This is a genomic window from Achromobacter sp. FW305-C-13 (assembly GCF_058783475.1).
The window spans coordinates 810,562-837,441 of the sequence record NZ_JBYSYN010000003.1; the positions used below are offsets into that span (position 1 = coordinate 810,562).

The window sequence follows — 26,880 nt, forward strand, 5'->3', positions numbered from 1 at the left end:
CACAACGATCGGACGATGGCCATGACCACTGCCTCGAACCCGACGGCAAACGGCGCGAAAGCGCCTTTTGCCGTTCGGCGCAACAGCCCGGGCGTGCTGCCCGGATTCGGCATTTCCATGGGTTACGCGGTGCTGTACCTGAGCGTGCTCGTGCTGATTCCGCTGGCCGCCCTGCCGCTCAAGAGCGCCGAGCTGGGCTGGCAGGGGTTCTGGGACGCCGTGACGGCGCCCCGCGTGCTGGCGTCGTATCAACTGACCTTCGGCGCGTCGCTGTTGGCTGCGCTGGTGAACCTGGTGTTCGGCACGGTGGTGGCCTGGGTGCTGGTGCGCTACCGCTTTCCCGGCAAGAAGATCCTGGACGCGCTGGTCGACCTGCCGTTTGCGCTGCCCACGGCCGTGGCGGGCATCGCGCTGACCGCGCTGTATTCCGAAAAAGGCTGGCTCGGGGCGCCACTGTCCAAATGGTTTGACTTGAAAGTGGCGTTCACCCCGCTGGGCATCGTGATCGCCTTGATCTTCATCGGCGTGCCGTTCGTGGTGCGCACCGTGCAGCCCGTGCTGGAAGACGTCGAGCGCGAGATCGAGGAAGCCGCCGCCAGCCTGGGCGCCAGCCGTTGGCAGACGATCCGCCGCGTGTTGCTGCCCACCATCCTGCCGGCGCTGATGACGGGCTTTGCGCTGGCCTTCGCACGCGCGGTGGGCGAGTACGGATCGGTGGTGTTCATCGCCGGCAACATGCCCATGGTGTCCGAGATCACGCCGCTGCTGATCATTTCCAAGCTGGAGCAGTTCGACTACGCCGGCGCCGCCGCCATCGCCACGGTGATGCTGGTGCTGTCTTTCGCGCTGCTGCTCGTCATCAACCTGCTGCAAGGCTGGCAGGCGCGCCGCAACCTGGGGAGGCTCGCATGAGCGCATCGGATCGTCCGGCACATTTGACCGAGCCGCGCTGGGTGCGCGGCATTCTGCTGTTCATCGCGCTGGGATTCCTGGCGCTGTTCCTGCTGGTGCCGTTGGCGGCGGTGTTCGCCGAGGCCTTCAAGAAGGGCTGGGAGCTCTACCTGGCCGCCATCGTCGAGCCGGACGCATTGTCGGCGATCCGCCTGACGCTGCTGGTGGCCGCGATCGCCTTGCCGGTGAACCTGGTGTTCGGCGTGGCCGCCGCCTGGGCCATCACGAAGTTCCAGTTCCGCGGCAAGCAGTTCCTGATCACGCTGATCGACCTGCCGTTTTCGGTGTCGCCCGTGGTGGCCGGCCTGGTGTTCATCCTGCTGTTCGGCACGCAAGGCTGGCTGGGCGGCTGGTTGCAGGACCACGACTGGAAGATCGTCTACGCCGTGCCCGGCATCATCCTGGCCACGCTCTTCGTCACCTTTCCTTTTGTCGCGCGCGAACTGATCCCGCTGATGCAGGCGCAGGGCAGCGAAGAAGAGCAGGCCGCGTTGACGCTGGGCGCCAGTGGCTGGCAGATCTTCTGGCGCGTCACCCTGCCCAACATCAAGTGGGGCCTGTTGTACGGCGCCATCCTGTGCAATGCGCGGGCCATGGGCGAGTTCGGGGCGGTGTCGGTGGTGTCCGGGCAGATCCGGGGGCTCACCAACACGATGACCCTGCACGTAGAGATCCTCTACAACGAATACCAGTATTCCGCGGCGTTCGCGGTGGCCTCGCTGCTGGCGTTGCTGGCGCTGGTGACGCTCGTGGCCAAGAACGTGGTCGAGTGGCGCAACGCGCGCTTCCTGCGCGCCGCCGACCTGCCGGTCGAGTATCCCGGCGCGGCGACGGCAACCCTCAAGCCGGCCGTCGCCTGACGCGGCCGGTTCAGACGGAGACAAGCATGAGTATCGAAGTTCGCAATCTATCCAAGCAGTTCGGCCAGTTCCGCGCGCTGAATGACGTGTCGCTGCACATCGAAACGGGCGAGCTCGTGGCGCTGCTGGGGCCGTCCGGCTGCGGCAAGACCACGCTGCTGCGCATCATCGCGGGGCTGGAGGCGCCCGATTCCGGCAGTGTGCTGTTCGCCGGCGAAGACGCCACCGCGGTCGATGTGCGCCAGCGTCAGGTCGGCTTCGTATTCCAGCACTATGCGCTGTTCAAGCACATGACGGTGTTCGAGAACGTCGCCTTCGGCCTGCGTGTGAAGCATCGCTCGCAGCGTCCTCCCGAAGACCAGATCCGCCGCAAAGTGCACGAACTGCTGACGCTGGTGCAGCTGGACTGGCTGGCGGACCGCTATCCGGCGCAACTGTCGGGCGGCCAGCGCCAACGCATTGCGCTGGCCCGCGCGCTGGCCGTCGAGCCGCGCGTGCTGCTGCTGGACGAGCCTTTCGGTGCGTTGGACGCCAAGGTGCGCAAGGAACTGCGGCGCTGGCTCCGCCGGCTGCACGATGAACTGAACGTGGCCAGCGTGTTCGTGACGCACGACCAGGAAGAGGCGCTGGAAGTGGCCGACCGCGTGGTGCTGATGAACGCCGGCCGCATCGAGCAGGTCGGCACGCCGCGCGAGGTCTGGGAGGGGCCGGCCACGCCGTTCGTCTACGGCTTCCTGGGCGATGTGAACCAATTGCAGGGCGTGGCCACGCGTGGGGTCTGGGAAGGCGCCGGCCTGTCGTTGCCGGCGCCCGAGCTGGCGCAGGCGGACGCCCAGCGCGCCACCGCCTATGTGCGCCCGCACGAGTTCGATATCGAGCGCTATCGGGTGGGCGGGGAGGGCATCGCGGTGCGCCTGTCGCACGCATATCTGGCGGGACCCAGCGCCTATCTGGAACTGGCCCGCGAAGATTCCGACGCCATCATCGAGGCCGAGGTGCCCGAGTATCTGTATCGGGAACTGGACCTGCGCGACGGCGAGGCCTTGTTGGCCCGCCCGCGTCGCGCGCGCATCTTCGCGGTGCAGCCATGACCGTGATTTCCAACCGCTCTTCCGACATTGCTGCTGACCTGGATGCCGGGCTGGCCCAGCGCTGGCGCGAGCTGACCGAGCGCCTGGCACAAGTCCAGCGCCGCTATCCCGATGCGGCGCTCGCGTCCTCGCTGGCGGCCGAAGACATGGTGCTGACGCACGCCATCTACGACTCGGGCCTGGACCTGGAAGTGTTCACGCTGGATACGGGCCGGCTGCATGCTGAAACGCTCGGCGTGCTGGATGCGGTGCAGGCGCGCTACGGGCGCAGCGTCACCGTGTACCGGCCCGTTGCGGCCGCAGTGGATGCGCACGTGGCGGCGCACGGTGCATATGCTTTCTATGAAAGCGTCGAACTGCGTAAAGCCTGTTGCCAGATCCGCAAGGTCGAGCCGCTCAAGCGCGCGCTGGCCGGGCGTGGCGCGTGGATTACCGGCCAGCGCCGCCAGCAGTCGACGACGCGCGGCGAACTGCCGCTGGAAGAGCAGGACGCCACCTTCGGCCTCTACAAGTTCAACCCGCTGGCCGAGTGGAGCGAGGAAGAGGTGTGGGCCGTCATCCGCGCGCTGGACATCCCGTACAACCCCTTGCACGACCAGGGCTATCCGTCGATCGGGTGCGAACCCTGTACGCGCGCGATCCGTCCGGGCGAAGACCTGCGGGCGGGGCGCTGGTGGTGGGAGTCGTCGGACTCCAAGGAATGCGGCCTGCATGCGGGCAACCGAGTCATCAGTGTCGTGGCGCGCGGCGACTGAGGCCTGCCATGAATTCAAAATCTGTTTTAGGGGAATACCTATGTCTGCTGTGATCCAACGCAGCCACCTGGATTGGCTGGAATCGGAAGCGATATTCATCTTGCGCGAGGTCGCCGCCGAAAGCGAAAACCCCGTGTTGCTGTTTTCGGGCGGCAAGGACTCTGTGGTGCTGCTGCGCCTGGCCGAAAAGGCCTTCCGCCCCGGGCGCTTTCCGTTCCCGCTCATGCACATCGATACAGGGCATAACTTCGACGAAGTGATCGCCTTCCGCGACCAGCGCGCCGCCGAACTGGGCGAGAAGCTGATCGTGCGCAGCCTCGAAGACTCCATCAAGCGCGGTAGCGTGGTGCTGCGCCGCGAAACCGATTCGCGCAATGCGGCCCAGGCGGTGACGCTGCTGGAGGCCATCGAGGAATTCGGATTCGACGCCTGCATCGGCGGCGCACGGCGCGACGAGGAAAAGGCGCGCGCCAAGGAACGCATCTTTTCGTTCCGTGACGAATTTGGCCAATGGGACCCCAAGGCGCAGCGGCCGGAGCTGTGGAACCTGTTCAACACCCGGGTGCACCGCGGCGAGAACATGCGCGTATTCCCGATTTCGAACTGGACCGAGCTGGACGTCTGGCAGTACATCCAGCGTGAACAGCTGGCGCTGCCGTCGATCTATTTCAGCCATGAGCGCGAGGTGGTGCGTCGCAAGGGGCTGCTTGTGCCGGTCACGCGCCTGACGCCGCCGCAGGAAGGCGAACAGGTCGAGCGCCTGCCGGTGCGGTTCCGCACCGTGGGCGACATCTCGTGCACGTGCCCGGTGGCTTCCGACGCCGCCGACACCATCGCCATCATTGCCGAGACGGCGGTGACCGACATCACCGAGCGCGGCGCCACGCGCATGGACGACCAAACTTCCGAGGCCTCGATGGAGCGCCGCAAGAAGGAAGGTTATTTCTGAATGCAGTAACCGCCGGCTTCGGCCGGCGGCAGGGGAACGCACATGAACGCACTGAATGACTCTTTTCTTTCCGGCGCCGGCAACGGCGTGCTGCGCCTGATCACGGCGGGCTCCGTCGACGACGGCAAGTCCACGCTGATCGGCCGCCTGCTGTATGACAGCAAGGGCGTGTTCGCCGACCAGCTGGACGCGATCTCGCGCGCCAAGCACAAGCGCGTGGCGGGCGACGGGATCGATTTCTCGTTGCTGACCGACGGGCTGGAAGCCGAGCGGGAGCAGGGCATCACCATCGACGTGGCCTATCGCTACTTCTCCACGCCGACGCGCAAATTCATCATTGCCGACGCGCCAGGGCACGAGCAGTACACGCGCAACATGGTCACGGGGGCCTCGACGGCCGACGTCGCGGTCATCCTGATCGACGCCACGCGCGCGGCCGACGGCAAGTTGCTGGCCCAGACCAAGCGGCACAGCACCATCGCGCGCCTGCTGGGCATCCGGCACATCGTGGTGGCGGTCAACAAGATGGATCTGGTGGACTGGGACCGCGCCGTGTTCGAGCGCATCCGCGATGCCTATGCCGATCTGGCCGGCAAGCTGGGCTTCGCGCATTTCGATGCGCTGCCGCTGTCGGCGTTGAACGGCGACAACGTCGTCACGCTGTCGCCGAAGACACCGTGGTACGAAGGCCAGCCCCTCTTGGCGCTGCTGGAATCGCTGGACCTGGCCAGTGATGGTCGCGCGCTGCCGTTGCGCTTTCCCGTGCAATGGGTGGCGCGCCACGATGGCGACCGCAAGGATGATTTCCGTGGCTATGCGGGTCGCGTGGCCAGCGGCGTGGTGCGCCCGGGCGATGCGGTCACCGTGCAACCGTCGGGCGTGACGGCGGTGGTGCGCGAAGTACGCGTCTTCGATCGCGCGCAGGAGGAAGCGGTGGCCGGAGACTCAGTGACGCTGGTGCTGGACCGCGACGTGGACGTGTCTCGCGGCGATGTGATCGTGCACACGGCTGCGCCCGCGCAAGTGGCGCGCGAGTTCGAAGCCGAGCTGTGCTGGCTGGATGCGCAGGCGTTGAATCCAGCGCGCAAGTATCTGCTGAAGTCCGGCACGCGATTGACGTCGGCGAAGATCCGCGCGGTGCTCTCGCATCGCGACATCCACGAATTGCAGGAGGTCGAGAACACCGAAGGCACCTTGCGCATGAACGACATCGGACGCGTGACATTCACCACGCGCGAGGCGTTGGCGGTCGATCGCTATGCTGATGTGCCGGCCACGGGAGCCTTCATCCTGATCGATGAGGCCACGCATCAGACCGCGGCGGCGGGCATGTTGCGCTGAAGCTTGAACGGGCTGGAAAACAACGGATTTTCAGCCCGGATTTTGCTGTTGTTTTTCTTCCAAATCCAATGCTGGTGCGGCTCTCCGGGCCATATCGCCTGATGAAATCGATTTGTTCAGACGAGGCCCGCGTCTTGCGGTAAAGTGGGGCTGTCTTACGAAAAGGCTTTTGGTGCTTGTCAAAACCACTGTGTTTTTGTACAGTAGTTTTTATGGCACGCACCGATCATTCTTTTCCCGCCGGTTCTGGGTCCCCGGCTGCCGCCCCCGCCGCCTTGCGCGGTCGGGGTGCGGTTACTAATGTTCGGCATCGCTTTCAGCGCGATGACCGCGTGCAGGTCGATGACGGCTGGTCCGCGTCCGGTCTGCCGGCGGATTTCGTAGAGTCCGTCCCCGAATTTCCTTCCGATGCATCGTCCGCCGCACGGGTCATTCCGATCCTGCCGGATTCACGTCTTGCGCCTGCCGCTCCCAAAACCACGGTCACGGCCGAAGAAGCGCGCAAGATGCTGTCGCGCAACGATTCACCCGATATTCCGTTTGATGTGGCCGTCAACCCTTACCGGGGCTGCGAACATGGCTGCGTGTACTGCTACGCCCGGCCCACGCATTCCTACCTGGGGATGTCTCCCGGGCTGGACTTCGAAACCCGGCTGGTAGCCAAGGCCAATGCCGTGCAGGCCTTGCGGGCTGAGCTCGGCCGCCCCGGTTACAAGCCGTCGCCCATCAACATCGGTTCCGCTACGGACGCCTACCAGCCCATCGAACGCGAATGGCGGCTAACGCGCGGCTTGCTCGAACTGATGCTGGAAACCCGGCATCCCCTCACCATCGTTACAAAGAACGCGCTGGTCGCCCGCGACGTGGACTTGCTGGCCGCGCTGGCCGAACAGAAGCTCGTGGTGGTCTACATGAGCATCACGTCTCTCGACGCCGGCATGGCCCGCACGCTGGAACCCCGCGCCGCCGCGCCTTGGCGCCGACTGGAGACCGTGCGCACCCTGACCGAGGCCGGCGTGCCGGTGGGCGTGCTGGTGGCGCCGGTCATCCCGTTCATCAACGACGAATCCATGGAACACATCCTCCAGGAGTCCAAGGCGGCCGGCGCGCATTACGCCAGCTATACCGTCTTGCGCCTGCCGTGGGAGGTCAAGACCCTGTTCGAAGACTGGCTGAACGCCCATTTTCCCGACCGCGCCCAGCGCGTGCTGCACCGCATTGAAGACCTGCGCAATGGCCGCCGCAACGACCCGAATTTCGGCTCCCGCATGCGCGGCACCGGCATCTGGGCCGATCTGCTGCGCCAACGGTTCGCCGTGGCCACCCGAAAGCTCGGGCTGAACCGCCATCGGCTTGCCCTGGACTGCGACCGTTTCCAGCCGCCTCTGGCCCCGAATGCGACGCCGTCGCTGTTCGCCGCGGCCGCATCGGTGCCTTCGGGTGCGTCCGCAGCGTCCTCTTCCGATTTTCAATCCCCGGTTGGCGCGCAAGCGTCTTCAGGGGTCCCCTTTTCTGATGGGTTGCCGGCGGTCAGCGGCGCAGTGGGCCGCGGTGCGCGCCAACTGCGCGCCATGGCCGCGGGCCAGTTGTCATTGTTCGATTGATCGCCGGTCGATACCGCGGTGCTCGCCGCGGCATGGAATCGTTTCTCCAAGGAGTTCCTATGAACACCGCTGATATTTCCGTCTTGTCGGACGAGCTTGCCGTCTCGCTGAACCCGCTGCGTCGCAGCGCGCATCGCGCCCGCGCGGTTTGCGCCAAGTTGGCGGGCCTGGCCATGCCCTGGACCACGTCGTCGGCGGATGCCGAACCGCGTCACCGAGTGCGCCCGGGCTCCATGCCGGCCCGGTGGCCGTTCCCGCCGGCGCCGGTGGACGAAGGCGCCGCGGGCCAGGCGGCGGTGCTGCCGGTGTCGGCGCCGACGGTTCGCCCCGCGGCTCCGATCGCACCGGTGGTAACCAGCGTGCCTGCTGCGCCCGCTGTGCGCGAGCGCAGCCTGGGCAACGCCACGGTCGAACCCGTGACGTCCCAAGTCACCATGAAGGCCATGGTGATTGATGTGGTGATGGTGTTGGCTTGGGGCGCAATCATCCCCGGCCTGATGTGGCTGGGGGCGGCCGCGGGGTTCTGAGCGGCCGGGCAGTGCGCCGAATGGCCGGGACGGTCTAGCTGGAACCCAGCAGAATGACGCCCGCCAAAATGGACAGGCAACCGGCAAGACGGCCGGGACCCACCTTTTCGCGCAGCAGGAACATGCCGGCCAAAGTGCCCAGCATCATGGACATTTCGCGTGCAGGAGCCACCAGGCTTAGCGGCGCGCCGTTGCGCAAGGCATAGAGCACCAGGATGTATCCCAGCGGCGACAGCAGGCCCACGGCCAGCGCCAGATGCCAGTGCCCACGCATGGATTCCCAGGCCTGAGCGCGCCGGGCCGCCATGTGGGGGGTCATCATGACCGTGCGGGTCACACAGGTAAACCAGTCGAACAGCACCGGGCTGATCAGCAATACCTTGACGCCGTAGGCATCCACCACGGTATAGGCCGCGATGAACAGGCCGATCACTACGCCCCAGCGCACCCCCACCCAGGCTTGCGCCTGCTTGAAGATGGCCAGCCGCCCCTGGGTCGCGATCAGCAGCACGCCGATCACCACGCACAGCATGCCGATGATGCCGGTGCTGGTGGCAGGTTCGCCCAGCAGCAGGAAGGCACCGGTGGTGGAAAGCAGGGGCCCGGTGCCGCGGGCAATGGGGTACACCACAGACAGGTCGGCCACCTGATAACCGCGCTGCAGGCACAGGCTGTAGCCAAGATGCAACAAGCTGGACGTCAGGATTGCGGCCACCACGGGCCAGGTCCAGGTCATGCCGTCGTGCATCAACACCCAGATCACCCAGGGCGCATACAGCACCGAGGCGCACAACCCGTACGCGAAGACGAACGGGGCACCCACCATGGCCGCGCGCTTGGCAAGCAGATTCCACGTTGCGTGGGCCATCGCCGCCAGGATGACCAATAACAGGGATGTATACGACATGTGGGAACAGCGTCAGATGACGTGTTTGTTACAGAAGTGGCAAGGGTACAGCAAAGCCACCAGAAGGTCGCCATTCTACTAGACGCTCAGGCGAATTTTTGGTGTAGAATCATTGGTTTGCCAAATCTCATCCTCTGCTTGCGGTACGAGTATTGTGCGTAGACCCTTCGGGTTGCCGGCAATACATACGCGTAGTCAGCCCCGCGGTTTGCCCCAGTGGCGCGCCCCGATGGCCAGCTTCACGTGAACAACATCGAACGGCAAAAGTTTTAGTCCGCAAAGACATGATGATCTAGGAGTTCTAATGAACCTTATCGCTATCCTGGAACAGGAAGAAATTGCCCGTCTGACCGGCGGCCAAGCCAAGCCTGAATTTGCTCCTGGTGACACCGTCATCGTGAGCGTGAACGTCGTTGAAGGCACCCGCAAGCGCGTGCAGGCTTTCGAAGGCGTTGTTATCGCCAAGCGCAACCGCGGCCTGAACTCCGCGTTCACCGTGCGCAAGATTTCGTCGGGTGAAGCCGTGGAACGTACGTTCCAGCTGTACTCGCCGCAAATCGCCGGCATCGAAGTCAAGCGCCGCGGCGACGTGCGCCGCGCCAAGCTGTACTACCTGCGCAACCGCTCGGGCAAGTCGGCGCGTATCAAGGAAAAGCTGGTCAGCAAGCAAGCCTCGGCGGCTTGATCGCTTATCGGCACACGGCCCTACCAGTGTCGGACGTCCGCGCCATTCAGCGTTTCCGTCCGGCACAGGTTTCCGGGTTAAAAAGGCACCTGCGAGGGTGCCTTTTTCTTTTTGCAAAGCCGAATGTCTGATTCCTCGTATTCCGCGCGGCCCAGAAGGCCGCTCGCACGTCCCGGTTTCGACCCCGCGACGCAACCGTGGGTGGTGGCCAACGAGTCCTTGCCGGCCGTGCCCGCCAGCCTGCTGACCCCGGATTCCCTGCGGGGCACGCTCAGCCAGCCGTCCACCTGGACGCTGGAGCTTTCGCGTGACAACGACCTGCGCTATCCAGGCCGCGAAGGCACGCCCGTGCCCGCCGCCGTGTTGATTCCGCTGGTCACCCGCGACAACGGCGTGCACATCATGCTGACCCAGCGCGCCGCGCATCTGCATGACCATGCCGGCCAGATCAGCTTTCCCGGCGGACGCATCGAAACCAGCGATTCGACACCGGTGGCCGCCGCCCTGCGCGAGGCGCAGGAGGAAACGGGCCTGCCCGCCAACCATGTGGAAGTGCTGGGCAGCATGCCACCGTACCTGACGGCGACGGGTTTTTCGATCATTCCCGTGGTGTCACTTGTGCGCCCGGGTTTCGACCTGGCGCCCGATGCGTTCGAAGTGGCAGAAGTGTTCGAGGTGCCGCTGTCCTTCCTGATGGACCCCGCCAATCACCGCCTGTACGAAGCGCGGCTGGACGACGGACGGGTGCGCAATTACTACGGCATGCCGTACGGCGACCATTTCATCTGGGGCGCGACTGCCGGCATGCTGCGCAACCTCTATCACCTGGTGCGCAACGGATTGCAGCCGCGCTGACCGCGCAATTCCCATGTGCCCACCGCACGTCCAATAAGGACGGCCCCTCATCGGGGCCGTTTTTTTTGCAGGCGGATCTGGTGTTGGCGGTCAGTAACGCTGTTGCCCGGCCAGGTTCTCTTCCAGGATACGTTCGTACAGCGCGTAGCGCAGCGGATTGATCTGGCCTGCCTGTAATGCTGCCAGCACGCCGCAGCCCGGCTCCTGCCGGTGCGTGCAGTTGTAGAAGCGGCAGGCTTCGATGGGCTGCGTGAACTCCGGGAAGCCGCGGATGATGTCCTCGCGGGTCAGATGCTGCAAGCCGAATGCCTGGAATCCCGGGGAGTCGATCAGGTCGCCACCCGGCGCCGGCAGGTGATACAGCCGCGTGCTGGTCGTGGTGTGCTTGCCCATGTCGAGCGCGGTGGAGTGTTCTCGCGTGGCGGCGCCGGCGGTGGGGATCAACGCATTGAGCAGCGTGGATTTGCCCATGCCGCTTTGACCCAGCAGCAGGTTGGTGCGGCCGGCCAGGTGCGGCGCCAGCAGGGTATGGACCTTTTCGGGTTCCAGTGCGCTCAGTTCGATGACGGGCACGCCGAGCGCTGCAATGGGCGCCAGGCGTGCACGCGCGGCGGGCAATTCATCGACCAGGTCGGTCTTGTTCAGGATGATGAGCGGCGAGATGCCTGCGCTCCAGGCGCCCGCAAGCGCCCGGCCGGTGAGGTCGTCCGAGAAGGTCGGGCGCACGGCGATCACGATCAGCAACTGGTCCACGTTGGACGCGAACTGCTTGGAGCGCATGTCATCCGATCGGTACAGCAGGTTGCTGCGCGGCAGGATGGTGTCGATGGCGCCTTCATCGTTGCCCTGCGGCGTGATCTGCACGCGGTCGCCCACGGCGGCGCCGGCTTTCTTGCCGCGAGGGAAGCACTTGCGGGTCGAGCCGTCGGCCAGTTCCACGGTGTAGTGACGCCCGTGCGCCGCGATGATGCGGCCCTCGAGCCCGACCGCGTCGGCCGGGGCGCCCGCCGGCGCCTGGTTGGGAGGTTTTTTGCTGCTGTTGTTGCGGGCGTTCATGCGGCGCCCGCCATCAGGTGGCGGATGCGCTCGGCGGCGGGGGGATGGCTGTCGTAGAAGGCGGAGTGCACGGGGTCGGGGGTCAGCGTAGCGGCGTTGTCGTCGTAGAGTTTGACCAGCGCGGAGACCAGGCGTTCCGGCGAACTCTGCTCGGCCGCATAGCGGTCGGCTTCGAATTCGTCGCGGCGCGAGTACCAGCTGGCCAGCGGCGTAAACATGAAAGTGAAAACGGGAATGACCAGGAAGAACAGCAGCAACGCCATGGCATCGTTGCGTCCGCCCAATTGCGGCATGACGCCCAGGTCCACATAGAACCAGGGCTGTTGGGCGACCCATCCCAGGATGGCAAAAAAGCCCAATGCCATGGCGAAACTGAAAATGATGCGCTTGATGATGTGGCGCTTGGCGAAGTGGCCCAGTTCATGGGCCAGCACGGCTTCGATCTCGTCGCCGTTCAAGCGGGCCAGCAAGGTGTCGAAGAACACGATGCGGCGCGACCGGCCAAAGCCCGTGAAATAGGCGTTGCCGTGGGCAGAGCGGCGCGAGCCGTCCATCACGAACAGGCCATTGAGCGAAAAGCCGCAACGTTGCGCCAGGCGCTGGATGCGTCCCGCCAGGTCCGGGTCGGACAGCGGGGTGAACTTGTTGAACAGCGGCGCGATGAACATCGGATAGACGATCAGGAGCGCCAAGTTGAATACGGTCCAAAGCGCCCACGCCCAGATCCACCAGTAGGCGCCCGCGCTGCCCATCAGCCACAGCACCGCAGCGGCCAGCGGCAAGCCCAGCACGGCGGCCACCAGCAGGCCCTTGGCGGCATCGGCAATGAAGAGTTCAGGTGTCATGCGGTTGAACCCGAAGCGCGCCTCAAGCTTGAATTGCCGCCATAACGTGAACGGCAACCCCAGCACGCCCAGCAGCAACGCCACGGCGACCAGCAACAACATCTGGCGCAGGAAGTCGTTGCTGGTAAGCTGGCCTATCATCAGGTCGATGAATTGCAGTCCGCCCATCAGCGTCAGGCACACCAGCAGGATCGCGTCGTAGGTGCGTTCCAGCATCCCCAGCTTGACCCGCGCCACCGTGTAATCCGCCGCACGCTGGTGGCTGGACAGCCCGATCCGGTGGGAAAATTCCGCAGGCACCTGGTCGCGGTTGCGAACGACGTGGCGGATCTGGCGTGTCGCCAGCCACAGTCGTACGGCAATATCGGTCAGCAGGAAAGCAACGAACAGCAATGTGAACATGGGCGAAGCGGTCGGCTCAAGAAGGGATGTGCGAAAATCGCGCGTTTTATAGGCAAATTATATGGCTGTGAACGAAAATCGCCTGGTTTGGCTCGACATGGAAATGACGGGCCTGGAACCTGAGAAAGAACGCATCATCGAAGTGGCCGTCGTGGTGACGGAGCCTGATCTGACGGTCGTGGCCGAAGGCCCCGTGCTGGTGATCCACCAGCCCGACAGCCTGCTTGACGCCATGGACAACTGGAACAAATCCACCCACGGCAAGAGCGGCCTGATCGACAAGGTCAAGGCATCGACGGTGTCCGAGGCGCAGGCAGAGGATACGCTGTTGGCGTTTCTTGCGCAGCATGTGCCCGCCGGTAAATCGCCGTTGTGCGGCAACACCATCAGCCAGGACCGCCGCTTCATGTTTGCTTACATGCCGCGCCTGGAACAGTTCTTCCATTACCGCAACCTGGATGTCAGCACGCTGAAGGAACTGGCGCGCCGCTGGGCGCCGGCCGTGTACAAGGGTTTCGAGAAAAAGAGCCGCCACGAAGCGCTGGCGGACATCTACGAATCCATTGACGAACTCAAGTACTACCGCGAGCACTTCCTGAAGGTGTAAGCGGCAGGCAGGGCCGCGGCGTAAACTGGGTAAGCCCCATCCGCCGCGCCTTCGCCATGCCGTCTTATCCTGTCGCCCAGATTCGCCGCGCCGAACAGCTTGCCCTGGCTTCCGGCCGGGCGCTGATGCCCCTGGCGGGCAGGGCTGCCGCCGAATTCATCGCTGCCCGCTTTCCTCCTGACCGTACCGTCCTGGCCCTGGCCGGCCCCGGCAATAACGGGGGCGATGCCCTGGAGGCGGCCACACGTCTGCTTGCCTTGGGGTATGCAGTGAAAGTGCTGTTGCCGACGGACCCGGGCCGCTTGCCTCCCGATGCCGCCCGCGCCTGGGCGGGCTGGCTTTCTGCCGGCGGACAGACGCAGACTGCGCTGACGCCCGGCGACATTCCCGACATCGTCATTGACGGCCTGTTCGGTATCGGCCTGAACCGGCCACTGGACGCGGACTGGCAAGCGCTGGTTGATACCGTCAACAGCTGGAATGTGCCGGTGCTGGCGCTGGATGTGCCCAGCGGCATCGACGCCGACACCGGCGCGGCCCTGGGGCGGCCGATCCAGGCGCACTGGACGCTGTCCTTTATCGCCGCTACAGCCGGGCTGACGCGCCCCGGCCCCGGCCAGATCGCGGCCGGCGAACGCCATGTCAACACGTTGGGAGTGACCCTGTCGCCGGACGCCTGACGGCCGTTTATGCCGGCCGTCCGCCGAAGCGCGCCGCGATGTCGCCCGCCAGCGGGGCATACCGCTCGTTGTCCTGCCCGGCCAACGCCTCCAGATGCGTTTCCGACGCGTCGAACACCTTCCAGTAGATCCGCCCGCAGAGTTCACGCGCGGCATGGCCGGGCCAGTTGTCGGGCAGCATTGGGCCGGGCAGTTGCGGATCGTGCAGGACGATCCGGCGCCAATTGTGCAGCAGCATGACGCGCACGACGAACGCTTCCGACGGCGAGGGCGGTTCTTCCAGCAGTTTTTCCAGCGGGCCGAAGTTGCGCGAGAACTGCCGGTACTGCTCAGCCACATCGTCCAGGTTCCAGCACTGCGTAGCCAGGCTGGCGATCGGCAGGCCACCTGCGCCGGCCAGGTCGCGCGCGGACAGCACCAGCGCCCGGTCCGGGATGCCGAGCTTTTCAAGGATGTCGTGCGCCGCCCGCGCCTCGGTGTGCGGATGGGCGAACAGCCCGGGGGCGATCATGCCGAAGCCTTCCCAGACCAGCTCGCGGCGCAATTCCGCCCGCTCGGCCAGGCCGTTGCCGGTACGCGGCAGCGCGACCAGCGTCCATTCCCCGTTCCAGTCTTGCGCCGCGCCCTCGTAGATGCGCTGCGAGGCGTGTGCGGTATGGCGCAGCCCTTGTTCGGAAATCAGGTAGAGGCTGCGGCGCCCATGGCGTTCGGACTGCAGCCAGTTCTGGGCGACCAGCCGGAAGACGCTGGTGCGCAGCAGCCGCTCGTTGATGCCCAGCGGCGCCAGCAGCGCGATCAGGTCGCCCAGCCATATGGCGCCGCCATGGGGGGCGAGCGCGTCCCCCAGCAAGCTGACGCACAGGGATTTGGCGCGGGGCGGATCGCTTTTCAATAAGCGGGACAGGAAGCGGTCCAGGGGCGACTGAGGGTTTGCCATAACGGGGGCCGCAAGCGGCCGATATCGGGATCCGCAATATGATACATAAATCCAATGTGATACAGATTTGAGTTTGACAATGGTTTTTTTGTATTAAATAATCCGCCTATGACATGACGGCACTGCGCAACGTTTGCTTTGCGTTTTCGCAAACCGTCTCTAGGAGACAAACATGTACGCTCAACTCGTCGAAACCGGCGTCAAGCAGGTCAAGACCGCGGACCAGCTCGAAGGCCGCGAACAGACGTTCCAGCGCCGCATTGACGACGGCGTGCGCATCGAGGCCAAGGACTGGATGCCTGACGCCTACCGCAAGACGCTGGTGCGCCAGATCTCGCAGCACGCGCATTCGGAAATCGTCGGGATGCTGCCGGAAGGCAACTGGATCACTCGCGCCCCGTCGCTCAAGCGCAAGGCCATTCTGCTGGCCAAGGTGCAGGACGAAGCGGGCCATGGGCTGTACCTGTACAGCGCTGCGGAAACGCTGGGCGTGTCGCGCGACGACCTGATCGATGACCTGCATGCCGGCCGCGCCAAGTATTCCAGCATCTTCAATTACCCCACGCTCAGCTGGGCCGACATCGGCATGATCGGCTGGCTGGTCGACGGTTCGGCCATCATCAACCAGATCCCGCTGTGCCGCTGTTCCTACGGCCCGTACGCGCGGGCCATGGTGCGCGTCTGTAAGGAAGAGTCCTTCCACCAGCGCCAGGGCTACGACCTGCTGATGCAGATGTGCCTGCACGGCACGCCTGAACAGAAGGCGATGGTGCAGGACTCGCTGAACCGCTGGTGGTGGCCGGCGCTGATGATGTTCGGCCCGTCGGACGCCGACTCGCCCAACAGCGCCCAGTCCATGGCTTGGAAGATCAAGCTCTTCTCTAATGACGAGCTGCGCCAGAAGATGGTCGACCAGACCGTGCCCCAGGCCGAATACTTGGGCCTGACCGTGCCGGATCCCGATTTGAAGTGGAACGCCGAGCGCGGCCACTATGACTTCGGCGAGATCGACTGGAGCGAGTTCTATGCGGTGCTCAAGGGCAACGGCCCGTGCAACCGGGAACGCCTGGCCGCGCGCGTCAAGGCGCACGAGGACGGCGCCTGGGTGCGCGACGCGCTCGTTGCCTACGCGGACAAGCAGGCGCAGCGCAAGGCTGCCTGATGAACTCGACCCCGAAGCGCTGCGCGCTGCCCCTTCGAAGGGGCGCCGCTGCGAACCGGCCAAGCCGGCTCCGCGCGGCCGCGCCGGCGCTTCGATAGCCGAGTTTTCAGGTTCATTCTTCCAACCATTGCAGATCAGGGCGCGCGGTGCGCGCCCCGCATTCCAAGGATATCCATCATGAGCAAAGACTGGCCTTTGTGGGAAGTGTTCATCCGCAGCCAGCACGGCCTGGCGCACAAGCACGTCGGCAGCCTGCACGCATCGGACGCCGAAATGGCGATCAACCACGCCCGTGACGTCTATACCCGCCGCAATGAAGGCCTGAGCATCTGGGTCGTGCGCGCCTCCGATATCTCGGCCAGCAGCCCCGGCGACAAGGAACCCCTGTTCGAACCGGCCAACAGCAAGGTCTACCGGCATCCCACGTTTTTCCCGATGCCCGAAGAAATCAAGCACATGTAAGGCGGCGGGGGAGACATGGACAAGACTCTGTTTGAATACCTGCTGCGCCTCGGCGATTCGTCGCTGATCCTGTCGCAGCGCCTGGGCGCCTGGACGGGCCACGGCCCCATCCTGGAAGAAGACCTCGCGCTGACCAACACCGCGCTGGACCTGCTGGGCCAGGCTCGCATGTGGCTGACGCTGGCCGGCGAAGTCGAAGGAGCCGGTCGCGACGAAGACGCGCTGGCCTACCACCGCGACGCGCACCAGTTCCACAACGTGCTGCTGGTCGAACGCGCCAACGGCAACTATGCCGACACGATGGCGCGCCAGTTCCTGTTCGACGTGTGGCACTACTTCCTCTTGCAGCGCCTGGAGCAATCCTCGGACGAACGCGTGGCCGGCATCGCCGCCAAGTCGATCAAGGAAGTGACCTATCACGTGCGCCGTTCTTCGGACATGGTGGTTCGCCTGGGCGACGGCACGGCAGAAAGCCACGCCAAGATGCAGGCCGCCATCGACGACGCCTGGCGCTTCACCGGTGAACTATTCGCCGACGACGCCGTGGATCAGGACGTGGCTGCTCGCGGCATCGGCTGTGAGCTGTCCGCCTTGCGCCAGCCTTGGCTCGCCCACGTGCGGGAAGTGCTGGAAGAAGCCACGTTGGCCGTGCCGGACGAAACCGCCGCCAACCATCTGGCCTACCGCGGTGGACGCCAGGGCAAGCACACCGAAGAACTCGGCTACGTGCTGGCGGAAATGCAGTACCTGCCGCGCGCCTATCCAGGAGCCACGTGGTGAACGCGCTGGCGCCCATTTCCGCCGACCAGGTCTATGCCTGGCTGCAAGAGGTTCCCGATCCGGAGATCCCCGTGCTGTCCGTGGTGGATCTGGGCGTGGTGCGGGACGTGTCCTGGGATGGCGAGGCCTGTGTCGTGGTCATCACGCCCACATACTCCGGCTGCCCGGCCATGCGCGAAATCACGCAGGACATCCAGCAGACGCTGGCGCGCCACGGCATCGACGAGGTCCGTGTCGAAACCCGCCTGGCGCCCGCCTGGACGACCGACTGGATGAGCGAGAAGGGGCGCGAAGCGCTCAAGGGCTACGGCATCGCCGCGCCCGCCGAGCGCGCCATCGACATCTCGGGCATCAGCCGCCGCGCCGCCGCGCCCGCCATCGCCTGCCCGCGCTGCGGTTCGCGCGATACGCGGATGGTCAGCAACTTCGGGTCCACGTCATGCAAGGCGCTGTATCGCTGCGTCGCTTGCCGCGAACCCTTCGATTATTTCAAGACTCACTGAGAGCGGTTTCGAGATGAGCCAGAACCAATTTCATTCGTTGAAGGTGGCCTCGGTGGCGCGCAATACGCGCGATGCCGTCGTCGTGACCTTCGACCTGCCCGACACGCTGACCGAGGAATTCGCTTTCCTGCCCGGCCAGTACCTGACCCTGCGCACCCAGCTGAACGGCGAAGAGCTGCGCCGCTCGTATTCGATCTGTTCGGCGCCGCACGACAAGCTGCTGCGCGTGGCGATCAAGAAAGTGGACGAAGGCACGTTCTCCAGCTGGGCCAACCAGGAACTGCAGCCTGGCCAGACGCTGGAAGTCATGGCGCCGGCGGGCAATTTCACGGTCGATTTCTCGCCCGAGAACAAGCGCCACTACGTGGCCTTTGCGGTGGGCAGCGGCATCACGCCGGTGTTCTCGCTGGTCAAGACCGCGCTGTCCATCGAACCGGGCAGCAAGTTCACGCTGTTCTTCGGCAACCGCGCTTCCTCGGCGGTGCTCTTTCGCGAAGAGATCGAAGACCTGAAGAACCTGTACATGGACCGCTTCTCGCTGGTCTACGTGATGAGCCGCGAATCCCAGGACATCGAACTGTTCAACGGCCGCCTGGACGGCGACAAGGTCGACCAGCTGATGTCGGCCTGGATGAGCCCCGAAGATATCGATTACGCTTTTGTCTGTGGCCCGCAGACCATGACCGAAAGCGTGGTCGAGCGCCTGCAGGCCCGCGGCATTCCGAAGTCGAACATCAAGTTCGAGCTGTTCGGCGCGCCCAAGGGGCCGCGTGCGCTGCGCACCGGCCACGAAGCTCGTCAGGCGCCCGGCAAGGGCCAGTGCGAAGTCACCGTGGTGCAGGACGGCCATAGCCGCAAGTTCGTCATTGAAAAGAATAAAGACAGCGTGCTGGACTCGGCGCTGGCGCAAGGGATCGAGTTGCCGTATTCGTGCAAGGGCGGGGTGTGTTCCACCTGCCGTTGCAAAGTGGTCGAGGGCGAAGTGGACATGGATGCCAACTTCGCCCTGGAAGACTACGAAGTGGCGCGCGGTTTCGTCCTGAGCTGCCAGAGCTTCCCGGTCAGCGACCGCCTGGTCATCGACTTCGACCAGGAAACCTGACCCGGCGCGCGCCAGGCAGACCTACCTAATTCATTGGAGAGACACAGTGTCCCAGAAATTCTTCGAACGCCATCAGCCCCTGCTGGAACAATCCCTGGCGGCCGCCGCGCTGCGCGGCTACTGGAGCCCGTTTGCCGAATCGCCCAGCCCCCGCAACTATGGCGAGACCGCCAACGACGACGGCCGTGCCGCCTTCGAAGTGCTCAAGGGCAAGCCGTTCCCGCTGAACCTGCATGACGCCGACGGCACCGTGGGCGGCGAGAAATCCCCCTACGGCTTCGACCTGGGCATCACGTATCCGCACGTGCCCGTCGACAAGCTGATCGCTGCCTCCAAGCGCGCCCTGGAAGACTGGCGCCGCGCGGGTCCGCAGGCGTGGGTGGGTGTGTCGCTGGAGATCCTGGCGCGCCTGAACAAGCTCAGCTTCAAGATCGCCTACGCGGTCCAGCACACCACCGGCCAGGGCTTCATGATGGCCTTCCAGGCCGGCGGCCCGCACGCGCAGGACCGCGGCTTCGAGGCCGTGACCTACGCCTGGCAGGAAATGTCGCGCATTCCTGGCGTGGCCATCTGGGAAAAGCCGCAGGGCAAGAATGACCCGATCCGCATGGAAAAGCAGTTCACCGTGGTGCCGCGCGGCGTCGCCCTGGTGATCGGCTGCTCGACCTTCCCGACCTGGAACGGCTACCCCGGCCTGTTCGCCAGCCTGGCCACCGGCAACACCGTCATCGTGAAGCCGCACCCGGGCGCGATCCTGCCGCTGGCCATCACCGTCAAGGTGGCGCGCGAAGTGCTGCAGGAAGCGGGCTTCGATCCCGACGTCGTGCTGCTGGCCGCGCACGAAGCCGGCGATGACACTGCGCAGAAGCTGGCGCTGGACCCGGCCGTCAAGATCGTCGATTTCACCGGCAGCACCGCCAACGGCGACTGGCTGGAAAACAACGCCCGCCAGGCGCTGGTCTACACCGAGAAGGCCGGCGTCAACCAGGTCATCATCGATTCCACGGCCGACCTGAAGGGCGTGGCGCGCAATCTGGCGTTCTCGCTGGCCCTGTATTCCGGCCAGATGTGCACGGCACCGCAAAACATCTACGTGCCGCGCGACGGCATCAACACGCCGGAAGGTCGCGTCAGCTTCGATGACGTCGCCGCCGCCCTGGGCGTGGCGCTTGAGAAAGTCAGCGCCGACGCCGCGCGCGCTGTTGAACTGACCGGCGCGATCCAGAACGAAGGCATCGTCGAGCGCATCGAACGCGCCCGCGCGCTCGGCCTGCCGGTCGTGGCCGACAGCAAGACGCTCGTACACCCGCAATTCGAAAACGCCCGCGTCCGCACGCCGCTGCTGCTGCGCACGGAAGCCGGCAATGCCGCCATCGCCCAGGAATGGTTCGGTCCTATCGCGTTCGTGGTGGCCACCGATTCCACCGCGCACAGTATCCAGCTGGCGCGCGACAGCGTCATCCAGCACGGGGCGCTCTCGCTGTCCGCCTACACGACCGACGCGCAGGTGGCCGAGCAGGTGCAGGACGCGGCCGAAGTGTCCGGCGTATCGCTGTCGCTCAACCTGACGGGCGCCGTGTTCGTCAATCAGACCGCGGCCTTCAGCGACTTCCACGGCACCGGCGCCAACCCGGCCGCCAATGCGGCGCTGTCCGACGCGGCTTTCGTGTCGAACCGCTTCCGCGTGGTGCAAACCCGCCGTCATGTTTGATCCCACCCCCGAAGCGCTGCGCGCTTCCCCCTCCAGGGGGCGCCGCTGCGGACCGGCAAAGCCGGCTCCGCGCGGCCCGGCTAGGGGGGGCCTGATTTTTGATGCGAGTGACGTGCCCGCTATGGATAACTGATATGGCCTATCAAGACATTCAATTCGATCTGTCGGGCGGCATTGCGCGTCTGACGCTGAACCGCCCGGACAAGCTGAACAGTTTCACCGCCAACATGCATGGCGAAGTGGCCGACGCGTTGACGCGCGTTGAAACCGAAGGCGCGCGCGTGTTGGTCCTGACCGGCGCGGGCCGCGGCTTTTGTGCGGGGCAGGACCTGAGCGAGCGCAAGCCCGCCGAAGACGGCACGCCGCCTGACCTGGGCGAAACCGTCGACAAGTTCTACGGTCCGCTGGTGCGCCGCCTGAACGCCTTGCCCATGCCTGTCGTGGTGGGCGTGAACGGCGTGGCGGCCGGCGCGGGCGCCAACCTGGCGTTCGCCGGCGATATCGTCATTGCCAAGGCTTCAGCCAACTTCATCCAGTCGTTCTGCCGCCTGGGGCTGATTCCGGACACGGGCGGCACCTTCGCACTGCCGCGCCTGGTCGGCCGCGCGCGCGCCATGGGCCTGGCGATGCTGGGCGACAAGCTCAGCGCCAAGCAGGCCGAAGAGTGGGGCCTGATCTGGCAATGCGTGGCGGACGAGGAATTTGACGCCACCCTGGATCGTCTGGCCAAGCATTTCTCCACGGCGCCCACCAAGGGTCTGGCGTTCACCAAGCGTGCCATGCAGGCCAGCCTGAGCAACGATCTGTCCACGCAGCTGAACCTGGAACGCGACATGATGCGCGAACTGGGCCGCAGCGCGGATTACGCCGAAGGCGTGGCCGCCTTCCTTGGCAAGCGCGAACCGCAATTCAAGGGGCAATGATGAACGCGCATGTTCCCGCTGTTGAAGTGCCGGCTGATCCCCAGGAACTGGCTCAGGCCGTCGGCACTGTGATGTACGCAGGTGACGCGGCCTCGCAAGGCCTGGACATGAAAGTCGAGGAAATGGCGCCGGGCTACGCACGTCTGACGATGCGCGTGCGCGCCGACATGCTGAACGGGCACAAGACCTGCCACGGCGGTTTCATTTTCGCCTTGGCCGACAGTGCCTTCGCGTTTTCGTGCAATTCGCGCAATGTCAGCACGGTGGCCTCCGGCTGCACCATCGACTACTTGGCGCCGGGTTTCGAAGGCGATCTGCTGACTGCGGTGGCCCAGGAGCGTTCCCTGGCTGGCCGCACGGGCGTGTACGACGTCACGGTGACCAACCAGGATGGCCGTAATGTCGCACTGTTCCGCGGGCGCTCTTATCGCATCAAAGGTCAGATCGTCGGCGTTCCCGCCGACGCGTAAGGCAACCTACCAAAGACAAGGCCGCTGGCAGGGCGGCGCGTGCGGGGTTCAGGCCCCCGACGTTGCCCCGACCGGCGTAGAGAGAATTTCAGGAGAGAGATAACCATGTCCAACACCATGAGCAAGCCGGGGCTGGACCCCATCGAGCATGCCAGCGAGGATGAGCTTCGCGCGCTGCAGCTGCAGCGTCTGAAGTGGACGCTCAAGCATGCCTACGAGAACGTCGCGCACTACAAGAAGGCGTTTGATGATGCGGGCGTGCATCCGGACGATCTGAAGCAGCTGTCCGATATTTCGAAGTTCCCCTTCACGACGAAGAAGGAACTGCGCGAGAACTATCCCTTCGGCATGTTCGCCGTTCCGCGTGAACGGATCTCGCGTATCCACGCCTCCAGCGGCACCACGGGCAAGCCGACGGTGGTAGGCTACACCAAGGGCGATCTGGACAACTGGGCCAATCTGGTCGCGCGTTCGATCCGTGCGGCCGGCGGCAAACCCGGCGACACGGTGCACGTGGCCTACGGCTACGGCTTGTTCACGGGCGGCTTGGGTGCGCATTACGGCGCCGAACGCCTGGGTTGCACCGTCATCCCGATGTCGGGTGGGCAGACCGAAAAGCAGGTGCAGCTGATCAGCGATTTCCGTCCGGACATCATCATGGTCACGCCCTCCTATTTCTGCAATATTCTGGAAGAACAGCGTCGCCAGGGCATTGATCCGCGTCAAAGTTCGCTGCGCATCGGCATCTTCGGCGCCGAGCCGTGGACGGGGCAGATGCGCGCCGATATCGAAACCGAAGCCGGCATCGACGCGGTGGACATCTACGGCCTGTCCGAAGTGATGGGGCCGGGCGTGGCCAGCGAATGCGTCGAGACCAAGGATGGTCCCGTGGTCTGGGAAGACCATTTCTACGCCGAAATCATCAACCCGGATACGGGCGAGCCCGTGGCCGATGGTGAACCTGGCGAACTGGTGTTCACCTCGCTGACCAAGGAAGCGATGCCCATCATCCGCTACCGCACGCGCGACCTGACCCGCCTGTTGCCGCCGACGGCGCGCAGCATGCGCCGCATCGGCAAGATCACAGGCCGCAGCGACGACATGCTGATTGTGCGTGGCGTGAATATGTTCCCGACGCAGGTCGAAGAGCTTGTGTTGAAGATCGCCCAGTTGGCGCCGCACTATCAGCTGGTGCTGTCGCGCACGGGCAATATGGACGAGCTGGAGATCCTGACCGAAGTGCGCGCCGAGTTCTCGGGCCTGTCGGACGCCGAGCGCAACGATCTGGGCCGCCAGTTGCAGCATGCCGTGAAGACGCACATTGGCGTCAGCGCGCGCATCCAGGTGTCGGACTCCGGGCATGTGGAACGCACGCTTACCGGCAAGGCACGCCGCGTGATCGACAAGCGGCCGAAAGTGATCTGATCCCACGATCGGAGACGGGAAAGGCAGCCCTCGGGCTGCCTTTTTTTGTTCGCGTTCAGGGCGTTACGGCTGCGCCATGGTCCGCACGATCCGCCGATACCAGATGTGCAGCAGGGCGGCGGACAGGGCCAGGCCGACCATCGCCATCAGCCACATGCTGCCCGCGCCGACGGGGGAACCCAGTACGAGGACGTTGCGGATGCCATCCAGGCCGCCCTTGCCGGGGCCGAAACCGAACCACCAACCGCCCACCAGGCCCACGCCGGCCAGCGCCACCACCTGCAGCAGCAGCGGCACAACGGCCACCTTGTAGGCGCGCAGGAGGTAGGAGTTGATGCATTGCATGGAGTCGAACAGGTGGAACAGCGGCAGCACGGCCAGCAGGGTCGTGGCGACGGCCGCCACGCCGGCGTCGTCGGTGTAGGCCGCCAGGATGAGCGGCCGGCCGACCAGCAGCACGGCCGCGGTCAACAGCGCGCCGATCAAGCCCAGCGCGAGCCCGGCCATGCCCGTGCGGTGTGCATGGGCCAGGTTGCCGGCGCCGATCGCCTGCGCGGTCAGGGCGGCCGTGGCCACGCCCAACGCCATCGGCATCATGTAGCACAGCGCGGCCAGGTTCGACATGATCTGGTGCCCACCGGTCACGAACGTGCCTTCACGGGCGACCAGCAAGGCCATGAACGTGAAGGCAGACACTTCCACCAGATACGAGCCGCCCATCGGGATGCCCAGGCGCAGCAGTTCCTTCAGCGTCTTCCAGTCGGGCTTGCCGATCCGCAGCTGGAAGCGGCGGTAGAAGCGGTCATGGGTGATCACCCACAGGCCCAGCCCCAGGCTCATCCACGACACCAGCGCGGTCGCCAGGCCGGCGCCGGTGGCGCCCATGGCGGGCAGGCCCAGCTTGCCGTAGATGAACAGCCAGTTGAAGAAGGCCTTGAAGCCGATGGCCGACAGGTTGATGGCCATGACCAGCTTGGGGCGTGACACCGAAGTGCCCAGCGCATAGATGGTGCGGAACACCAGCGCGGCAGGCAGGGCAAGCGCCAGCGCCTGCAGGTAGGAGCCGATCCGCTCCCGCACGGCGGGCGCCACCTCGCCGGACATGGATAGCCAGACGTCCGGGAACAGCATCAGGATCGCGCCCACCACGGACAGGCCCAGCGCCAGCCACACGCCCTGGCCCCAGCTGCGGCCGACTTCCAGGTTGTTGCCGGCGCCATAGTGCTGGGCCAGGATGGGGATCAGGGCATGGACCACACCCATCAAGCCCACGAAAACGGTGATGTAGATCGAGGCGGACAAGGCCATCGCGGCCAGGTCGCTGGCGCTGGAGTGGCCCGTCATGGCGGTGTCCAGCACGCCGAACGAGATACCCGCCCATTGGCTGATCAGCACGGGCCAAGCCTGCTTGGCGATGCCGCGCAGGGTGGCGCCGAAGGACATCGGCGCCGCGTTCACCGCGCTCATCGGTTGGCGCCGACCCGAAGCAGGCGGAATACTTCCTGCCGATCGGCGCGGCGGCCGCCCTGCCACAGGACGTCGGCGCCGTCGCTGTACGCGGCGGTGTTGTCGCGCAGGCTCTGGTTGCTGGTCTGCTGCAGAATCAACGTGCACTTCGCGTCGAACGTGAAGGTCAGGTTATTGAAGATCAGGAACGAGGCGCGCTGGCCGCTGCCCAGGCTCAAGCCGCGGACGCATTCGCCGGGGCGCATGTGCTGCGCCAGCGCCTGGGCCAGTTGGCCCGAGACGGTGCGGTAGCTGCGGGCGTAGTCCACGGCGGGCTGCCACAGCAGCACCAGCAGGATCCACGTCACGGTCAGTCCGCCGGCCGACAGCACGGTGCCTCGCCACAGAGCTTGCGGACGAACGCGCAGGCGCCAGACCACCAGCGCGATCCAGGCTACCGTGAAGATGACTGCCAGCGTAAAGGCGGTCCACGAAATCACGGGTTCATAGCCGGTCGTCTGGCGGGCGATGTTGCGAGAAATCTGGGCCGGCCAGTTGAAATGCAGCGCCACCCAGCCCAGCCAGGCGGTGGCGGCCGTCAGCGAAAAGCACATGACGGCGAACCAGTCCAGCGTGTTGACGACGCCACGGCGCAGGGTCGGCAGCGAGAACGCGCCCAGCACGGCGCACGGCACCGCCAGCAGGACGTATTCGGAATCGGTGGCCTCTTCCAGGCCGAACAGCACCAGGGCCGAGCACGCCAATAGCATCAGCGGCAGCCAGATATGGGGGGCATAGATCCATGCGCGCCAGCGCCAGACGGCTAGCAGCGCCAGCGGCCAGGTCGGCCACAGATACCAGGGCAGGTCGCGCAGCGTGCGGCCCATATCGTGCCAGGACGGCCAGGCGAAGGACGCCAGGTTCCAGGTCTTCCAGTTGCGGATCCAGTACTGGCTGCTTTCGCTGGCCGGAATCCACCAGGCCAGGATCAGCGCCACCGTCACCAGCGTGGCCCAAGGCAGCCAGCGCTTGCGCTTCCACAATTGGCTGCGGGGGTAGAAAGCCAGCAGGGCGCCGATCATGATGGGCGTCGCGCCCACCCAGCCACGGGTCAGGAAGCTGGCCGCCAGGGCGATTCCCAACGTGGTGGTGCCGGACACCGGGCGGTCGACGCTGCGCGCCAGCGAATAGAAGGCCAGCGCCTGGCACGCCATGATGGCGGGCACGACAGTGGTCTCGTGGGTGCGTTGCAGGATGCCTACGGTGGCCAGCAGCAGCAGCAGGGCCGCGTCCGCCAGCATGCGGCCGTAGTCGCGCGGGGCGGGTTCGCCGCCGAAGGGCAGGGCCAGCGGTTGGGCTTCCGAGCGGCGGCCCAGCAGGTAAGTGCCGTACCAGACGCTCATCGCGGTGATGCCGAACCACAACAGGTTAGGCAGGCGTCCGGCGGTGATGTCGCCCACGAAGGGGCCAAACAGCCAGATGCTGGCCGCGCCCACCCAGGTGATCAGCGGGCCTTCTTCGGCGTGCGCCAGCAGTCCCACTTGCGGCAGCAACCAGGTGATGCCGCCTTCGCGGATCGCCGTGATCATGGTCGCCAATCCGACCGCATCGTCCGTTTTCCACGGGTCGCGCATGAACAGGCCGGCCACGATATAGGCCAGCGACAAGCCCAGCAGAATCAATCTGGGGAGCTTTGCGGTGGCCACGGACGTGAGCCGGGCCGGAGTGGAAAGAGAAAGTGGGGACACGGGCGTTAATGTAACCGAGTGGTCTGGTTGCGCCAGCCCCCAGCACGTAACAAGCCGGCTAGGGGGGAAAAAAAAGCAGCCCGGAGGCTGCCTTTT

The 26,880-nt window shown here is 65.3% G+C and carries 27 protein-coding genes; 21 read left to right on the plus strand and 6 right to left on the minus strand.

Translation table 11 applies throughout. The features are described 5' to 3' along the window. Positions 1 to 21 precede the first annotated feature (21 nt). The 8 genes from cysT to AC3WMU_RS22630 all read left to right on the plus strand — a co-directional run bounded on the left by cysT (position 22) and on the right by AC3WMU_RS22630 (position 8,078). Positions 22 to 912: a sulfate ABC transporter permease subunit CysT gene (cysT, locus tag AC3WMU_RS22595; protein WP_035213273.1), complete on the plus strand. Its 891-nt coding sequence runs from the start codon at positions 22 to 24 to the stop codon at positions 910 to 912. Then, positions 909 to 1,811, plus strand: coding sequence for a sulfate ABC transporter permease subunit CysW (gene cysW / locus AC3WMU_RS22600; RefSeq protein WP_006225126.1), 903 nt, complete (start codon positions 909 to 911; stop codon positions 1,809 to 1,811). Before cysT ends, cysW begins: the two co-directional genes overlap by 4 nt. Before the next feature lie 26 nt (positions 1,812 to 1,837). Further along, positions 1,838 to 2,902, plus strand: coding sequence for a sulfate/molybdate ABC transporter ATP-binding protein (locus tag AC3WMU_RS22605; protein WP_492283003.1), 1,065 nt, complete (start codon positions 1,838 to 1,840; stop codon positions 2,900 to 2,902). After that, positions 2,899 to 3,657: a phosphoadenylyl-sulfate reductase gene (locus AC3WMU_RS22610; protein ID WP_006225124.1), complete on the plus strand. Its 759-nt coding sequence runs from the start codon at positions 2,899 to 2,901 to the stop codon at positions 3,655 to 3,657. The genes AC3WMU_RS22605 and AC3WMU_RS22610 overlap by 4 nt, the downstream gene beginning before the upstream one ends. Positions 3,658 to 3,697: 40 nt before the next feature. After that, positions 3,698 to 4,606: a sulfate adenylyltransferase subunit CysD gene (cysD, locus tag AC3WMU_RS22615; RefSeq protein WP_492283004.1), complete on the plus strand. Its 909-nt coding sequence runs from the start codon at positions 3,698 to 3,700 to the stop codon at positions 4,604 to 4,606. Positions 4,607 to 4,648: 42 nt separating this feature from the next. Next, positions 4,649 to 5,947, plus strand: a complete 1,299-nt coding sequence (locus AC3WMU_RS22620) for a sulfate adenylyltransferase subunit 1 (RefSeq protein WP_006225122.1) — start codon at positions 4,649 to 4,651, stop codon at positions 5,945 to 5,947. A 212-nt stretch (positions 5,948 to 6,159) separates the two neighbouring features. Next, a complete protein-coding gene (locus tag AC3WMU_RS22625; RefSeq protein ID WP_454676363.1) occupies positions 6,160 to 7,551 on the plus strand; it encodes a PA0069 family radical SAM protein in 1,392 nt (463 codons plus the stop codon). Between the two features lie 59 nt (positions 7,552 to 7,610). Beyond that, positions 7,611 to 8,078 carry a hypothetical protein gene (locus tag AC3WMU_RS22630; RefSeq protein WP_280025393.1) on the plus strand — a complete coding sequence of 156 codons (468 nt, stop codon included), beginning with the start codon at positions 7,611 to 7,613 and terminating at the stop codon, positions 8,076 to 8,078. 34 nt (positions 8,079 to 8,112) lie between these two features. On the opposite strand, the gene AC3WMU_RS22635 is transcribed toward AC3WMU_RS22630, so the two are convergent. Next, positions 8,113 to 8,985, minus strand: a complete 873-nt coding sequence (locus AC3WMU_RS22635) for an EamA family transporter (RefSeq protein WP_006225119.1) — start codon at positions 8,983 to 8,985, stop codon at positions 8,113 to 8,115. Between the two features lie 304 nt (positions 8,986 to 9,289). Between AC3WMU_RS22635 and rplS the strand changes: the two genes are divergently transcribed. Both rplS and AC3WMU_RS22645 read left to right on the plus strand, forming a co-directional pair. After that, positions 9,290 to 9,670: a 50S ribosomal protein L19 gene (rplS, locus tag AC3WMU_RS22640; protein WP_006218237.1), complete on the plus strand. Its 381-nt coding sequence runs from the start codon at positions 9,290 to 9,292 to the stop codon at positions 9,668 to 9,670. A 123-nt stretch (positions 9,671 to 9,793) separates the two neighbouring features. Continuing rightward, positions 9,794 to 10,525, plus strand: a complete 732-nt coding sequence (locus AC3WMU_RS22645; RefSeq protein ID WP_035213221.1) for a CoA pyrophosphatase — start codon at positions 9,794 to 9,796, stop codon at positions 10,523 to 10,525. Positions 10,526 to 10,615: 90 nt separating this feature from the next. Here the strand turns inward: AC3WMU_RS22645 and rsgA are convergent, their stop codons facing one another. Both rsgA and AC3WMU_RS22655 read right to left on the minus strand, forming a co-directional pair. Further along, on the minus strand, positions 10,616 to 11,581 hold the full coding sequence (gene rsgA / locus AC3WMU_RS22650; protein WP_492283005.1) for a ribosome small subunit-dependent GTPase A: 966 nt from the start codon (positions 11,579 to 11,581) through the stop codon (positions 10,616 to 10,618). Continuing rightward, positions 11,578 to 12,828 (minus strand): M48 family metallopeptidase, encoded by a 1,251-nt coding sequence (locus AC3WMU_RS22655; protein ID WP_280025389.1) that lies wholly within the window; start codon positions 12,826 to 12,828, stop codon positions 11,578 to 11,580. Before AC3WMU_RS22655 ends, rsgA begins: the two co-directional genes overlap by 4 nt. A 61-nt stretch (positions 12,829 to 12,889) precedes the next feature. Between AC3WMU_RS22655 and orn the strand changes: the two genes are divergently transcribed. Together orn and AC3WMU_RS22665 are read left to right on the plus strand one after the other, a co-directional pair. Then, a complete protein-coding gene (gene orn, locus AC3WMU_RS22660; protein ID WP_006225115.1) occupies positions 12,890 to 13,435 on the plus strand; it encodes an oligoribonuclease in 546 nt (181 codons plus the stop codon). A gap of 56 nt (positions 13,436 to 13,491) precedes the next feature. Next, entirely contained in the window at positions 13,492 to 14,115 is a 624-nt protein-coding gene (locus AC3WMU_RS22665) for an NAD(P)H-hydrate epimerase (RefSeq protein ID WP_492283006.1), read from the plus strand. A 7-nt stretch (positions 14,116 to 14,122) separates the two neighbouring features. Here AC3WMU_RS22665 and paaX read toward each other — a convergent pair whose 3' ends face one another. Then, positions 14,123 to 15,052, minus strand: coding sequence for a phenylacetic acid degradation operon negative regulatory protein PaaX (gene paaX, locus AC3WMU_RS22670; protein WP_006225113.1), 930 nt, complete (start codon positions 15,050 to 15,052; stop codon positions 14,123 to 14,125). A gap of 172 nt (positions 15,053 to 15,224) precedes the next feature. Here paaX and paaA point away from each other — a divergent pair, with 172 nt between their 5' ends. From paaA to paaK, 9 genes are all read left to right on the plus strand, one after another. Next, a complete protein-coding gene (paaA, locus tag AC3WMU_RS22675; RefSeq protein ID WP_006225112.1) occupies positions 15,225 to 16,214 on the plus strand; it encodes a 1,2-phenylacetyl-CoA epoxidase subunit PaaA in 990 nt (329 codons plus the stop codon). 177 nt (positions 16,215 to 16,391) lie between these two features. Beyond that, entirely contained in the window at positions 16,392 to 16,676 is a 285-nt protein-coding gene (gene paaB, locus AC3WMU_RS22680; protein WP_006225111.1) for a 1,2-phenylacetyl-CoA epoxidase subunit PaaB, read from the plus strand. A gap of 15 nt (positions 16,677 to 16,691) precedes the next feature. Then, positions 16,692 to 17,456: a 1,2-phenylacetyl-CoA epoxidase subunit PaaC gene (gene paaC, locus AC3WMU_RS22685; protein WP_006225110.1), complete on the plus strand. Its 765-nt coding sequence runs from the start codon at positions 16,692 to 16,694 to the stop codon at positions 17,454 to 17,456. Beyond that, on the plus strand, positions 17,453 to 17,959 hold the full coding sequence (gene paaD, locus AC3WMU_RS22690; protein WP_006225109.1) for a 1,2-phenylacetyl-CoA epoxidase subunit PaaD: 507 nt from the start codon (positions 17,453 to 17,455) through the stop codon (positions 17,957 to 17,959). Before paaC ends, paaD begins: the two co-directional genes overlap by 4 nt. Positions 17,960 to 17,972: 13 nt before the next feature. After that, positions 17,973 to 19,061 (plus strand): 1,2-phenylacetyl-CoA epoxidase subunit PaaE, encoded by a 1,089-nt coding sequence (gene paaE, locus AC3WMU_RS22695; protein WP_006225108.1) that lies wholly within the window; start codon positions 17,973 to 17,975, stop codon positions 19,059 to 19,061. A 46-nt stretch (positions 19,062 to 19,107) separates the two neighbouring features. After that, positions 19,108 to 20,772: a phenylacetic acid degradation protein PaaN gene (paaN, locus tag AC3WMU_RS22700; RefSeq protein WP_492283007.1), complete on the plus strand. Its 1,665-nt coding sequence runs from the start codon at positions 19,108 to 19,110 to the stop codon at positions 20,770 to 20,772. Positions 20,773 to 20,906: 134 nt separating this feature from the next. Then, entirely contained in the window at positions 20,907 to 21,695 is a 789-nt protein-coding gene (gene paaG / locus AC3WMU_RS22705) for a 2-(1,2-epoxy-1,2-dihydrophenyl)acetyl-CoA isomerase PaaG (RefSeq protein WP_492283008.1), read from the plus strand. Next, a complete protein-coding gene (gene paaI / locus AC3WMU_RS22710; RefSeq protein WP_006225105.1) occupies positions 21,695 to 22,165 on the plus strand; it encodes a hydroxyphenylacetyl-CoA thioesterase PaaI in 471 nt (156 codons plus the stop codon). The genes paaG and paaI overlap by 1 nt, the downstream gene beginning before the upstream one ends. 105 nt (positions 22,166 to 22,270) lie before the next feature. After that, complete coding sequence (paaK, locus tag AC3WMU_RS22715) at positions 22,271 to 23,590, plus strand: phenylacetate--CoA ligase PaaK (RefSeq protein WP_280025375.1); 1,320 nt, start codon at positions 22,271 to 22,273, stop codon at positions 23,588 to 23,590. A gap of 63 nt (positions 23,591 to 23,653) precedes the next feature. Here the strand turns inward: paaK and AC3WMU_RS22720 are convergent, their stop codons facing one another. Next, complete coding sequence (locus AC3WMU_RS22720; protein WP_492283009.1) at positions 23,654 to 25,057, minus strand: MATE family efflux transporter; 1,404 nt, start codon at positions 25,055 to 25,057, stop codon at positions 23,654 to 23,656. Beyond that, the gene (locus tag AC3WMU_RS22725) at positions 25,054 to 26,784 is read right to left on the minus strand and encodes an ArnT family glycosyltransferase (protein ID WP_006225102.1); all 1,731 of its coding nucleotides are present in this window, start codon (positions 26,782 to 26,784) and stop codon (positions 25,054 to 25,056) included. Before AC3WMU_RS22725 ends, AC3WMU_RS22720 begins: the two co-directional genes overlap by 4 nt. Positions 26,785 to 26,880: the final 96 nt, after the last annotated feature.